At 61.1% G+C, this 12,164-nt stretch carries 14 protein-coding genes; all 14 read right to left on the reverse strand.

The genetic code is table 11. From position 1 onward, the window contains the following. Positions 1–4: 4 nt before the first annotated feature. The 14 genes from P273_RS0102270 to atpB all read right to left on the reverse strand — a co-directional run bounded on the left by P273_RS0102270 (position 5) and on the right by atpB (position 12,036). Complete coding sequence (locus tag P273_RS0102270) at positions 5–916, reverse strand: cysteine ABC transporter substrate-binding protein (protein WP_024626870.1); 912 nt, start codon at positions 914–916, stop codon at positions 5–7. A gap of 86 nt (positions 917–1,002) precedes the next feature. Next, complete coding sequence (locus P273_RS0102275; protein ID WP_024626871.1) at positions 1,003–1,875, reverse strand: amino acid ABC transporter ATP-binding protein; 873 nt, start codon at positions 1,873–1,875, stop codon at positions 1,003–1,005. Next, a complete protein-coding gene (locus P273_RS0102280) occupies positions 1,868–2,542 on the reverse strand; it encodes an amino acid ABC transporter permease (protein WP_024626872.1) in 675 nt (224 codons plus the stop codon). Before P273_RS0102280 ends, P273_RS0102275 begins: the two co-directional genes overlap by 8 nt. Beyond that, entirely contained in the window at positions 2,529–3,182 is a 654-nt protein-coding gene (locus tag P273_RS0102285; RefSeq protein ID WP_024626873.1) for an amino acid ABC transporter permease, read from the reverse strand. Before P273_RS0102285 ends, P273_RS0102280 begins: the two co-directional genes overlap by 14 nt. A gap of 395 nt (positions 3,183–3,577) precedes the next feature. Beyond that, a complete protein-coding gene (gene nrdH, locus P273_RS0102290; RefSeq protein ID WP_024626874.1) occupies positions 3,578–3,820 on the reverse strand; it encodes a glutaredoxin-like protein NrdH in 243 nt (80 codons plus the stop codon). Positions 3,821–4,046: 226 nt separating this feature from the next. Next, positions 4,047–4,850: an endonuclease NucS gene (gene nucS, locus P273_RS0102295; protein ID WP_024626875.1), complete on the reverse strand. Its 804-nt coding sequence runs from the start codon at positions 4,848–4,850 to the stop codon at positions 4,047–4,049. Between the two features lie 88 nt (positions 4,851–4,938). Then, positions 4,939–5,235, reverse strand: a complete 297-nt coding sequence (locus P273_RS0102300; protein ID WP_024626876.1) for a F0F1 ATP synthase subunit epsilon — start codon at positions 5,233–5,235, stop codon at positions 4,939–4,941. 2 nt (positions 5,236–5,237) lie between these two features. Next, positions 5,238–6,722: a F0F1 ATP synthase subunit beta gene (gene atpD / locus P273_RS0102305; protein WP_024626877.1), complete on the reverse strand. Its 1,485-nt coding sequence runs from the start codon at positions 6,720–6,722 to the stop codon at positions 5,238–5,240. A gap of 8 nt (positions 6,723–6,730) precedes the next feature. Further along, the gene (locus P273_RS0102310) at positions 6,731–7,681 is read right to left on the reverse strand and encodes a F0F1 ATP synthase subunit gamma (protein WP_024626878.1); all 951 of its coding nucleotides are present in this window, start codon (positions 7,679–7,681) and stop codon (positions 6,731–6,733) included. A 3-nt stretch (positions 7,682–7,684) separates the two neighbouring features. Next, entirely contained in the window at positions 7,685–9,343 is a 1,659-nt protein-coding gene (atpA, locus tag P273_RS0102315; protein WP_024626879.1) for a F0F1 ATP synthase subunit alpha, read from the reverse strand. 46 nt (positions 9,344–9,389) lie between these two features. Further along, complete coding sequence (locus P273_RS0102320; protein ID WP_024626880.1) at positions 9,390–10,217, reverse strand: F0F1 ATP synthase subunit delta; 828 nt, start codon at positions 10,215–10,217, stop codon at positions 9,390–9,392. A 51-nt stretch (positions 10,218–10,268) separates the two neighbouring features. Beyond that, a complete protein-coding gene (locus P273_RS0102325) occupies positions 10,269–10,811 on the reverse strand; it encodes a F0F1 ATP synthase subunit B (RefSeq protein ID WP_024626881.1) in 543 nt (180 codons plus the stop codon). Between the two features lie 50 nt (positions 10,812–10,861). Continuing rightward, a complete protein-coding gene (gene atpE / locus P273_RS0102330; RefSeq protein WP_015022486.1) occupies positions 10,862–11,089 on the reverse strand; it encodes an ATP synthase F0 subunit C in 228 nt (75 codons plus the stop codon). Positions 11,090–11,220: 131 nt separating this feature from the next. Further along, the gene (atpB, locus tag P273_RS0102335) at positions 11,221–12,036 is read right to left on the reverse strand and encodes a F0F1 ATP synthase subunit A (RefSeq protein ID WP_024626882.1); all 816 of its coding nucleotides are present in this window, start codon (positions 12,034–12,036) and stop codon (positions 11,221–11,223) included. Positions 12,037–12,164 lie beyond the last annotated feature (128 nt).

The following is a 12,164-nucleotide window of genomic DNA, read 5'->3' on the forward strand; positions in this document are numbered from 1 at the left end:
CAGTTCAGTCCTTGCCGCCTTCGACTACGATCTCGTCGGGGTTGGCCGCACTGCCGTAGACCGGCTCCAGGGTCTTGCGGTAGTCCTCATGGAAGAACTGCTCCTGGCCCAGCTTGACCAGCTCCTTGTTGATGTAGTCCAGCAAGGGCTTGTTCCCCTTGCGCACAGCCGGGGCGATAACCGCCTCGTCCCCGAGCTTGGTGATGCCCACCGAGAAGCCCTTGTTGGCCTTGGCCCAGGCCAGCACCTCGGTGTTGTCTGTACTCATAGCATCGCCACGGTGGTCCAACAGAGCGTTGTAGGCATCGGCGTACTGGTCGTACTTCTGCAGCTTGACCTTAGGGTAGTGCTGCTCGAAGTAAGGCTCAGCCGTTGTCCCCTTGGCGATGATCAAAGTCTTGCCCTCCAGATCCTTCACATCTTTGATCAATGCTGAATCCGGGGAGACCACACCCAGAAAGACCTTCATATAGGGCTTGGCGAAGTCCACCTTGCGAGCGCGATCATCAGTGACGGTGAAGTTGGCCAGAACCACGTCCACCTTGTTGCTGGACAGCACATCCACACGGGCGGCCGGGTCCACCGAGGTGTATTCGGGCTTGACGCCCAGGTCCTTGGCCAGGCGCTCGGCCAGTACCACGTCGTAGCCCTGGTTCTTGCCGTCCTTGTCCACGTAGCCGAATGGGGCCTTGTCGGTGAAGACCGCCACCTTGAGCTTCCCGGACTTGGTGATCTGCTCCGGAGTACGCGCAGACCCGGATGCTGCCGAGGAGCCGGAGTTGCTTGCCGAGCCGCTTCCAGCGTCACTGGGGGTGGCCGCCGAAGGGCCGCAGGCCGCTATGGAAGCCATCATCGCGATCGTCGCCCCCGTGGCCAGCGCCGCCCGTATCAATCGGTTCATTACCCTTGCGGTCATGATCCCTCTTTTCCTGTTCTCTTTCCTATGGCCGCCCCTGGGGACGGTTCCGGCGAAGGCCGCCGGACGAATATGCGAAGTCCTCATCAGGACTTCTGATCCTGCTCCTGATCCCGCCTGCGCTCATAAGTGAAGGTGGACAGGAAGCGTTGGGCCCGGTCAGTGGCCGGGTGGGTGAAGAAGGCCTCTGGGTCGTCGGACTGCTCGACCAGGGTGCCTCCATCCAGGAGGACGATATGGTCGGCAATGCCCCTGGCGAAGGCCATCTCATGGGTGACGATCATCATGGTCAGCCCCTGGTCGGCCAGCTCCAGAATGACCTGGAGGACCTCGCGTACCATCTCTGGGTCCAGAGCCGCGGTCACCTCATCGAAGAGCATGATTTCGGGATGGAGGATGAGCGCCCGGCAGATGGCCACCCTTTGCCGCTGACCACCCGAGAGCTGGCTGGGCCAGGCATCACGGCGGTCGGCCAGACCCACTCGGTCCAGCAGCTCCAGAGCCTCCTGACGCGCCTGGTCCCGCTTGCGCTTCTGCACCAGGATGGGGGCCAGGGTCACGTTGTCCAGCACGGTTCTGTTGGGGAAGAGGTCGTAGCTCTGGAAGACCATGCCGATCCTGGTGCGCAGGTCAGAGCTGCGGGTACCTGACATCAGGCCGCCAGAACCTCCGCTGTGCTTGCCCAGGGGATGACCGGTCTCCACCACCTGACCATCCAGAAGAATCCGGCCACCCTGTATGGGCTCCAGTCCGGCTATGGTCCGCAGCAGGGTGGATTTGCCTGAGCCCGAGGGGCCCAGGACCACAAAGACCTTGCCCTTGGGCACCTGGAAGGAGATGTCATTGAGCACAGGGCTCTGCGCCTGCGGATACTGCTTGACCAGGTGCTCGACGGTCAGCACCGCCCCTTCCTCCTGGTCATCCTGTGGCTGATTCGCCGTCGTTTGCCCCTCAGTCATGGGCCCACCTCTTTTCCAGATGCCGGGCCACCAGGGACAGGGGCCAGCAGATGAAGAAATACATGAAGAAGATCACCCCGTAGATCCACAGGGTCGCCTGGGGGTAGGCGAAGCGGTTGGCATCGATGATCTGCTGGCCTACCTTGATGACCTCGATGACGCCCAACAGGGCGGCCAGAGAGGTGGTCTTGACGATCCTGGTGGCCAGGTTGACGCTTGCCGGCAGCAGTCGGCGCAGGGCCTGGGGAAGGATGATCCTGGAGAAGGTCTGCCATGAACTCAGTCCCAGCACGTAGGCCGACTCCACCTGGGTACGGGGAATGGACTCCAGGGCCCCGCGAACCAGGTCGCCCAGCTCGGCCCCACCCCAGAGCACGAAGACCAGCAGGCAGGCGCCGGTGGCATCCAGATTCAGGTTCCATGCCCTGGACAGCCCATAGAAGGCGATGAAGAGCAGGGCCAGCTGGGGCATGATGCGGATGAAGTCCAAATAGATCCTCATCAGGAAGCGGATCAGGCGGTTGCGCCGGGTCATCAGCCATCCGACTACCAACCCCAGGGGCAGGGAGAGCAGGACCGAGACGCCGGCTATCCAGACGGTCACCCAGAGCCCCTGGAAGAGCCTGGGCATGACCCCTGGCTGGAAGAGCACCTCAACGCCGTGCATAGTCGAACCTCCGCTCAAGAACGGTTCCGATGACGGAGATGGGCAGCAAGATGACCAGGTAGGTGACGATGAGCAGGGTCAGCGACTCGTAGGTGTCGTAGGAGGTGCCCATCAGGTCCTTGGTGACATACATGACATCGGCCAGAGCGATGGCCGAGACCACCGAGGACTCCTTGATCAGGAAGATGATGTTGGCTACCACTCCCGGTATGGCGCTGCTCAGGGCCTGGGGCAGCACGATCCTCGACAGCGTTTGCCCACGCGTGAATCCCAGGACGCGGGCTGACTCGATCTGCACCTGGGGCACGGCCTCGAACCCACCGCGCATGGCCTCGGCCATGTAGGAACCGCCCAGGAAGGCCAGCCCGACGATGGCGCAAGTCTGGGCGCTCCAGTTGACCCCGAGCTTGGGCAACCCAAAATAGAGAAAGTAGAGCTGAACCAGGAGCGGGGTGTTTCTTGACAGCTCGATATATACCCTTGCCAACTGCGAGAGCAGGGGGATCCTGAAGACCTCCAACCCGGCGCAGATCAGCCCGATCAGCATGGAGAACACCACGCCGAAGAAGGAGATGAAGACCGTTACATAGGCCGCATTGACGAAGAAGTGCAGATTCTGCGCCATGAAAGTCCAATTCATGCCCTCACCTCCCTACTTGCCCTCGTCCTGTTCATCGTCTCCTCTTCACTGCTTCTCGCCCGCTTCCCGCCACTGCGACATACAGTCGACAATCCTAGAGAACGCGAGACGTCTTTCTTTGCTTTTCGATATACGAATACCGGATACCGCGTTATCATCCGCTCTCACAGCGACCCGGACGGCGATTCATCATGAGACTGAAACCATCCAGCAACTGGACAGTGCGGGCGGGGTGGCCCTAGCCGGCAAAGACTGGCCGACACCTGCAGATCTTGCCTACCTGGCATCTACCAACCAAGTAGGCGCACACTGTATTTTCGATCAACCCTACTGCTCACCAAGCTAACAAAAAAGCCCGGTCCACATATCCGTGAACCGGGCTCCGAGTGCCTTGATCAGGCAAAAACCTTGGCGCTCTGTGCTGCCTTCCTGATCAGATCGGGGCGATACCCGCTCCACGTCTCCTGGTCAGTGACTACGATGGGGGTCTGCTTGAATCCCTGGGCGATGAACTGGTCGATCAAGGTCTGATCCTCGGTCAAATCCACCTGCTCGAATTCCAGCCCCTGCTTGGTCAACTGACGCTTGGTGGCATCACACTGGGGACAGTGCGCCTTGGTGTAGACCGTGATGGACATAATCGCCTCTCCCTTACATGTAGCCGTGATGTTCCAAGCTCTATAGCCCTCTTCTTGGAACCTGATGATTGCACTCTACACACTCCCAGGCGCGAGCACAATACCACCTGTAGTGGCGTGTCAGGCCGTCAACCCCAATATCTAGTAGCCTTTCAGGTCTTGTGGATCTAAGAGAGCATATATGTGAGCTATCTTACATACATGTTATTTAAGACCGAAAACTGCCTCAGAAGAGGGTCAGTTCATCGCTGTCAGCGCCCTTCATGGCCTCGTAGTCCAGAATCAGACACTCGAATCCCCTGTCCTCGGCAAGGACCCTGGCCTGGGGGGTGATGGTCTGGGCCGCAAAGATTCCACGGACAGGGGCCAGCAGGGGGTCTCGGTTGAGCAGGCGGCAGTAGCGGGTCAGCTGTTCCACACCGTCAATGCCGCCATGCCGCTTGATCTCGATGGCCACATGCCGCCCCTGGCCGTCCACGGCCATGATGTCCACCGGGCCGATGGGCGTGGGATACTCCCGGCGCACCAGGGTGGCTCCCGGGCCGATGCGGTCGATCTGTTCAGCCAGATAACGCTGCAGATGCGCTTCCACGCCGTCCTTGACCAAGCCCGGATCCGTCCCCAGGTCGTAGCTGTCGTCGGCATAGACCTGGTAGAGCCTGATGGTGAGCACATCGCTCGATTTTACGGCCGAAACACGCAGAACCTTATGGACAGGCCGAGTCTGGTCCTGATCCTGCTCCTGGGCGATCAGCGCATCGGGCGCAGCAGCTTCGGTTACCTCATCCGGTCCAATCCCGGCGACGGAATCAGCCTTGGTGCCCGCGCCCTCTTTGCCTGCCTCCTCGGGTTCGATCTCCCTGATGGTGCAGGGGGCGCACATCCAGTTCAGGGGCTTGTAGGAGCCCAGCTCCGAGAAGATCAGACAGCTCATGTCGGCCTTGATCAGCAGGACGCGCCTGGCCGGCGGCAGGCTGGCGTTGAGACGCCCGGAGTATTCGGCGGAGCAGTCGGCAACAATGATTCGCACAGATGCCAATATATCAGCCGCTGTTCCGGGCCAAGAAGAAAAAGCCCGGCCAATGCAAGAGCACCAGCCGGGCGGAAGAGGAAGGAAGTCAGGACTGCTGTCCCTGATCAGCGTCCTCCAGGTAGTGGTCCACGGCCACAGTCAGCTTGTTGCTGTCGAAGGAGGCGAATCCATTGTCCACATGGAAGGACTGACGACCGCCATCGGTGGCCTGAACCCGGATGTTGCCCTCCTGCAGCAGGGCCAGCACCGGTTCGTGGTCGGGCATGATGCCCATGGACCCCTGGGTGCCGGGCACGGTGACCGACCGCGCCTGACCTGACCAGATGGGCCTGTCCGCCGAGACGATGTTGACCTGCATGGAGGCCTTGCCCGTGTCCGCCATGATTACCGGTATTCCTTCTGCATATCGTGCCACTTGTGCTCAAGGTCGTCGATGCCGCCGATGCCGGAGAAGGCCTGCTCGGGCACGTCGTCGTATGCGCCGTCGCAGATGCGGGTGAAGGCCTCGATGGTCTCGTCCGCAGGCACGTAGGAACCCTTGCGGCCGGTGAACTTCTCGGCCACGTAGAAGTTCTGGCCCAGGAACTGCTCGATCTTGCGGGCGCGGTTGACGGTGGTCTTGTCCTCCTCGCCCAGCTCGTCGATGCCGATCAGGGCGATGATGTCCTGGAGCTCCTTGTTCCTCTGCAGGATGGCCTTGACCCGGTTGGCGCAGTCGTAATGTGCCTGCCCCACGTAGCGCGGATCCAGAATCCTGGAGGTGGATGCCAGCGGGTCCACAGCCGGATAGATGCCCTGGGAGGCGATGTCACGGCTGAGCTCGGTGGTGGCGTCCAAGTGGGCGAAAGTGGTCGCAGGTGCCGGGTCGGTGTAATCATCGGCCGGCACGTAGATGGCCTGCAGGGAGGTGATGGAGTGGCCCCTGGTGGAGGTGATCCGCTCCTGCAGGGCGCCCATTTCGTCGGCCAGGTTGGGCTGGTAGCCCACGGCCGAGGGCATGCGGCCCAGCAGGGTGGAGACCTCGGAACCGGCCTGGGTGAACCGGAAGATGTTGTCGATGAAGAGCAACACATCCTGATTCTCCACGTCGCGGAAGTACTCCGACATGGTCAGAGCAGTCAGGGGCACGCGCAGACGGGTCCCCGGAGGCTCGTCCATCTGGCCGAAGACCAGTGCGGTCTTCTCCAAGACGCCAGCCTCGTCCATCTCGCCGATCAGGTCGTTGCCCTCACGGGTACGCTCGCCCACGCCCGCGAAGACTGAGACGCCGCCGTGGTTCTGTGCCACGCGCTGGATCATCTCCTGGATGAGCACGGTCTTGCCCACGCCCGCGCCGCCGAACAGACCGATCTTGCCGCCCTCCACATAGGGGGTCAGCAGGTCGATGACCTTGATGCCGGTTTCGAACATCTGGGTCTTGGATTCCAGCTGATCGAAGGCAGGCGGGTTACGATGGATGGGCCACCGCTCGGTGACCTTGATCTGCTCACCCTCCTTCTTGTTGAGGATGTTGCCGGCCACATCGAAGACGTGCCCCTTGGTCACGTCGCCCACGGGCACCATGATGGGCCCGCCTGTATCGGTGACGGTGGCACCACGAACCAGGCCGTCGGTGGGCTTCAGGGCCACGGTGCGGACCGTGGAATCACCCAGGTGCTGCTCCACCTCCAGCATGATGGTGGTCAGCGACTCGCCCTCCGTGTTCGAGGACTTGCTCAGGTCCACGGTCAGGGCATTGTAGATGTCCGGCAGATGACCTGCCGGGAACTCCACATCGATGACCGAACCCTGGACTCGGGTGACGCGCCCCTTGGAGGCCGAATCCGGCTTGCGGCTCGCTGTGGTCGGCTGTTCTTGCTGTGCAACCATTGGCGTTCCTACTCTTCCTCTTTGTTGAGCGCATCGGCGCTGCCGACGATCTCGGTAAGTTCCTGCGTGATGGCCGCCTGACGGGTGGCATTGAGCTTGCGGGTCAGGTCGTCGATCAATCCCCTGGCATTGTCGGTGGCGGTGTGCATGGCGTTCTGCCTGCTGGCGGTCTCCGAGGCGGCCGAGGTCAACAAGCATTCATGGATGCGCGACTGAATGTACTTGGGCAGAACGGCATCCAGCACCTCCTGGGGGCTGGGCTCGAAGTCATACAGGGCCGCGTAGCGGTCGCCCTGACGTCCATGCTCGTCGTCCGGCACGGGGGCATCAATGGCCTCCTCGGGCTGCTCCTGGTCAGGCCTGATCAGCTCCAGGGGCAGCATGCGCAGCACCCGAACCTTCTGCACCACCATGTTGATGAATTCAGTGAAGACGATGTAGAGCTCGGAGACGCCTCCCTTGGCCGCTGGAGTCATATAGGTGTCCAGCAGTGCCTGGGAGATTTCCCTGGCTACATCCACACCGGGCCGATCGCTGTGGCCCTCCCAGGTCTTGACGATGCTGCGGTTGCGGTATCGGTAGTAGGAGACGCCGCGGCGACCGTAGACGAAGAGCTGAGGCTGTCGGCCCTGTTGGTCCAGGCGGGCCAGCAACGACTCCGTCTCGCGGATGACCGAGGAGGTATAGGCCCCGGCCATGCCACGGTCGGCTGTCAGCGCCAGCACGGCCACACGCGGATTCTTCTCGTCCTTCCTGACAATGGGATGGCGGATGTCGTCCGTGTGGGCCACCAGAGCCTGGACTGCATCGAAGATCGCATCGGAGTAAGGCTTCGCGTCCATGGCCACGGTCCTGGCCTTGGCGATGTGCGAGGAGGCTATCATCTCCTGGGCATTGAAAATCTTCTCCAATGCCGAAGTGGAGGCGATCCTTGACTTGAATGCGAGTTGTGAGGCCATGGTCTACCGCTTCCCGGCCTTGCCGCCGCTCTTGCCGTCGGCCACCAGCTTCTCCTGCTGGACGGCCACCGGTTGTTCCTGCTCCTGATCGGCCTGGTGGCCATCCAGAGTCTGGCCCTTGTGGGTCACGAAGGTCTTGGCGAACTCGTCCACGGCCTTGTCCAGGGCCTTTTCGGTATCGTCAGTGAAGTCCTCCGTGTCGCGGATGGTCTTGAGGATGTCCGTGTTGTGATCCAGATAGTCCAGAAGTCCGGACTCGAAGGGCAGCACGTCCTCCAGATCCAGATCATCCAGCTTGCCGTGGGTGCCGATCCAGACGGAAACAACCTGCTTCTCCATGGAGTAGGGCGTGAACTGGGGCTGCTTGAGCAGCTCGGTCAGCCTGGCGCCACGGGTCAGCTGGGCCTTGGAGGCCGCATCCAGATCCGAGGCGAACATGGCGAAGGACTGCAGAGAGCGGTACTGGGCCAGGGAGATCTTCAGGGTGGAGGAGACCTTCTTCAGAGCCTTGGTCTGTGCAGCGCCGCCCACGCGGGAGACGGAGATACCCACGTCCACGGCGGGACGCTGGTTGGCGTTGAAGAGGTCGGACTGCAGGAAGATCTGACCGTCGGTGATGGAGATCACGTTGGTCGGAATGTAGGCCGAGACGTCGTTGGCCTTGGTCTCGATGATGGGCAGACCGGTCATGGACCCGCCACCCAGATCATCAGAGAGCTTCGCGCAGCGCTCCAGCAGACGCGAATGCAGGTAGAAGACGTCGCCAGGATAGGCCTCACGCCCCGGCGGACGACGCAGCAGCAGGGAGATGGACCGGTAGGCCTCGGCCTGCTTGCTCAGGTCGTCAAAGACGATCAGGACGTGCTTGCCGCCGTACATCCAGTGCTGGCCGATGGCCGAACCGGTGTAGGGGGCTATGTACTTGAAACCTGCGGAATCGGAAGCCGGGGAGGCCACGATGGTGGTGTACTCCATGGCGCCGGCCTCTTCCAGGGAGGAACGGACCGAAGCGATGGTGGTGCCCTTCTGGCCGATGGCCACGTAGATGCACCGCACCTGCTTCTTGGGGTCTCCGGACTCCCAGTTGCGCTTCTGGTTGATGATGGTGTCGATGGCGATAGCCGTCTTGCCGGTCTGCCGGTCACCGATGATCAGCTGACGCTGACCGCGGCCGATAGGAGTCATGGCATCGATGGCCTTGATACCAGTGGCCAGGGGCTCGTCGACGGGATGTCTGTGCATGACATCGGGAGCCTGCGCCTCCAGGATTCTGCGGCCCTCGCTCTTGATTTCACCCAAGCCGTCGATGGGTTCGCCCAGGGGGTTGACTGTACGCCCCAGATAACCGTCGCCGACGGGCACCGAAAGCACCTCGCCGGTCCTGTGGACTTCCTGGCCCTCTTCGACACCTGCGAAGTCGCCCAGGATGACCACGCCGATCTCTCGGGCGTCCAGGTTGAAGGCCAGTCCCAGCGTGCCGTCCTCGAAGGTCAGCAGCTCGTTGGCCATGCAACCAGGCAGTCCCTCCACATGCGCAATGCCGTCACCGGCCGTACGGACATAGCCCACCTCCTGGGTGGGGGTGTCCGTCGGCTTGTAGGACTCGACGAACTGGTCGAGCGCCTTGCGCACCACGGCGGGATCAATGGTCATTTCTGCCATGATCACTCCTTATTTCTGTTCTTGTTCAAGTCTGTCGGTTCTCCGCTCATCCTGCCACGGCCATGCGCCGCTTCAGGTGCTTCAATTGCGTAGCCACCGTGCCGTCTGTAGAGACCGATCCATACTGGACCTTCATACCGCCCAGGACCGAGGGATCGACCACCGAGTTGATGTGGACCGGTTTACCAAGCTTGCGCCCGTAGACCTCCTGCAGGCGGCTGATCTGCTGGTCATTCATGGAGACCGCCGTGGTGACGGTGACCATGATCTGATCCATATGCTCAGAGAAGCGATCCACCAACCAAACGATGGTGTCAGGGAAGCGCCGCCCGCGCAGATCAATGGTGGCGTTCAGGGCCATCTGCTCGGTAACCGGATGCATATGCTGCCCATCCAGGAGCGCCCTGAGCAGGTCGGCTCGCGCCTTGGAATCACTGTACTCGTCGGAGAGCCGGAAGAGCACCAGAGGCATCCCGAGCAGGGCCGAATGGATCTCAGCCAGCTCGCCGGCCACCTGGTTGGTGATGCCCAGAGCATCGGCGTAATAAGCAGTGGCATCCACCGACATGTCCTCGGCCGCGTTGGCAATGTGCACCACACGGCTCCACTGATGATCAGTCAAATCATGGAGGATATCCACGGTCAGAGGATCAGCCTTGTCAGCCAGGATGGTGTCGATCACACGCCACTTGTCCTCAGCCGGACGGGAGGGGTCGGTCAGCGCACGCTCCAGGGGTCTGTTGGCATCGAGCAAGGTCACGAAGGTATAGAGCTCCATGGCCACGCGGAGGGCATCCTTTCCCTTGCTCTTGAGCAAGGGGGCATACTTGGCCCTGGTCTCCTTGTCGGAGCTCAGCGAAGTCTCTCCTCGCATGTCACCTCCCCTTTCGCGGAATCAACGTTCCCATCGTCCGCCAATCAGTCATCATGCCTGCCGCTTGTCCGAGGACTGTCCACCCTGGTCCGCGATGATCGAGTCGATCATGGAGGACTGCACGGCATCATCCTGAAGCTGCGAACCCAGGATTTTGCCGGCAAGAGCCGTAGCCAGCGTGCCCACCTCGCCCTTGAGCGAGACCAGCGCCTGCTGCTGTTGGGACTTGAGGGATCGTTGAGCGTTCTCGGTGATCTGGTTGGCCTCGGTTTCTGCCCGGGTCCTGGCATCCGCCACGATCCTGGAGGCCTCAGCGCGGGCGTCATCCCGGATCTGGGATGCCTCCACACGAGCCTTGCCCAGTTGGTCCTGATACTGCTTGCGGGCCTGATCCGCCTCTTCACGAGCCTTGGCGGCCTTCTGTATATTGCCCTCGATCTTGGCCGAGCGCTCATCAAAGATGGCCTGGAACTTGGGCATGAAGAACTTATAGAAGAAGACGGCCAGGATGACCAGGATGACCAGCGACCACACAATGTCATAGAGCTGGGGGATGAATAGCTGGATCCCCTTGCCTGCCGCTAGAGCGTACATTGGCTCCTCCTTTCCCTTATCGAAGCCGGATCATGCAGGAATCGCACGGCTCAGGCGATGAAGAGCGCCACGAAGCCCAGCAGGGCCAGCACCTCGATCAGAGCCAGACCGATGAACATGGTGGTCCGCAGCTGCCCGCTGATCTCAGGCTGGCGAGCCATGCTCTCGACGGTCTTGCCGACGGCGATGCCCAGACCCAATGCGGGGCCGAGAGCTGCGATGCCGTATCCCAGGATGCTCAGATTGCCGGAGACCTCAGCAAGTGTGATGATGTCCATTTATTTTCCTTTCCTCCACCGTTGCCGGTTCTTGGATTGTGGTTCGGCCCCGACCCCCGTCTACCGGACGGAACCGACGAATATGTGGGCTGCGACCGCCTGAAACGTCGACCGCGGCTTGTTCTTTTCGCTCAACCTTCTTCAGGGTAACTCATGGAGATGTAGACCGTGGTCAGGATGGCGAAGATGTATGCCTGAAGGGCCGCAACGAAGATTTCAAAGGCCGTCAGGGCGAAGCCCAGAACGAACCAACCTACGCCAGCGAAGGCCAAGAGCTTGTTGCTGGCCTCGATGATGTAAAACTGGGTGAAGGCCAGGCTGACCGCCACCAGCAGATGGCCGGCGATCATGTTGGCAAAGAGTCGAATGGTCAGAGAGGCCGGCTTGACGATGACCATCTCCAGCAGCTGGATGGGCGTCAGAATGATATAGAGAGGCCAAGGCACTCCAGCCGGGAAGAGCTCAGACTTGAAGTAGCCCCAGACGCCCTGCTCACGGAAGCCCGTCACCATGTACTGGCAGAAAGTCCAGATGGCGAAGACCAAGGGCATAGTGATGGTCGCTGTTGCCGCGATGTTCATGCCCGGTATGATGCCGCAGAGGTTGAAGACCAAGATGGTCAGGAAGATGGTCGTGATCATGGGCACGTAGCGCTTGCCCCGAATCTCGCCCAGGGTGTCGTAGACGACCGAGTCGCGGATGAACTCGATGACCCACTCAATGGCCCCCTGCCAGCGGGAGGGGATCAGTTTGGCCCTTGCGGCTGTGATTCCCAGCACCAGAAGGATGATGACCATGGCCACAAACCTGATCAGGATGATCCGGTTCATAGCGAAGGGCGTTCCCTGGAAAAGAATCTCAGGAGGCAGGAAATCTTCAATGGTGGGTAGCTCGCTCGGCTTGGCCATGGCCAGACTGAAAGCTTCACTTCCCATTGCCTCTAGCATCTATCGCCTCCTGAACGACACAGTGAACACTATAGCGCGTATGCGACTCATGGCTGCACCGTATGGGTAGTGTAGCCCACACCAAGAGCCACGGTAACCACAGATTCATCTAGTGTGTCACAGATAGT

Source organism: Bifidobacterium sp. A11 (assembly GCF_000499185.1).
GTDB classification, from domain to species: Bacteria; Actinomycetota; Actinomycetes; order Actinomycetales; family Bifidobacteriaceae; genus Bombiscardovia; species Bombiscardovia mizhiensis.

What these genes read in the sequence shown, in the direction of transcription:
- P273_RS0102275 (WP_024626871.1), bottom strand. Translation starts at nt 1,875, where the DNA reads ATGACTGAGGGGCAAACGACGGCGAATCAGCCACAGGATGACCAGGAG.
- atpE (WP_015022486.1), bottom strand. Translation starts at nt 11,089, where the DNA reads ATGGACATCATCACACTTGCTGAGGTCTCCGGCAATCTGAGCATCCTG.
- nrdH (WP_024626874.1), bottom strand. Translation starts at nt 3,820, where the DNA reads ATGTCCATCACGGTCTACACCAAGGCGCACTGTCCCCAGTGTGATGCC.
- P273_RS0102325 (WP_024626881.1), bottom strand. Translation starts at nt 10,811, where the DNA reads ATGTACGCTCTAGCGGCAGGCAAGGGGATCCAGCTATTCATCCCCCAG.
- atpD (WP_024626877.1), bottom strand. Translation starts at nt 6,722, where the DNA reads ATGGTTGCACAGCAAGAACAGCCGACCACAGCGAGCCGCAAGCCGGAT.
- P273_RS0102285 (WP_024626873.1), bottom strand. Translation starts at nt 3,182, where the DNA reads ATGAATTGGACTTTCATGGCGCAGAATCTGCACTTCTTCGTCAATGCG.
- P273_RS0102280 (WP_024626872.1), bottom strand. Translation starts at nt 2,542, where the DNA reads ATGCACGGCGTTGAGGTGCTCTTCCAGCCAGGGGTCATGCCCAGGCTC.
- P273_RS0102300 (WP_024626876.1), bottom strand. Translation starts at nt 5,235, where the DNA reads ATGGCGGACACGGGCAAGGCCTCCATGCAGGTCAACATCGTCTCGGCG.
- P273_RS0102270 (WP_024626870.1), bottom strand. Translation starts at nt 916, where the DNA reads ATGACCGCAAGGGTAATGAACCGATTGATACGGGCGGCGCTGGCCACG.
- atpB (WP_024626882.1), bottom strand. Translation starts at nt 12,036, where the DNA reads ATGCTAGAGGCAATGGGAAGTGAAGCTTTCAGTCTGGCCATGGCCAAG.
- P273_RS0102320 (WP_024626880.1), bottom strand. Translation starts at nt 10,217, where the DNA reads ATGCGAGGAGAGACTTCGCTGAGCTCCGACAAGGAGACCAGGGCCAAG.
- atpA (WP_024626879.1), bottom strand. Translation starts at nt 9,343, where the DNA reads ATGGCAGAAATGACCATTGATCCCGCCGTGGTGCGCAAGGCGCTCGAC.
- P273_RS0102310 (WP_024626878.1), bottom strand. Translation starts at nt 7,681, where the DNA reads ATGGCCTCACAACTCGCATTCAAGTCAAGGATCGCCTCCACTTCGGCA.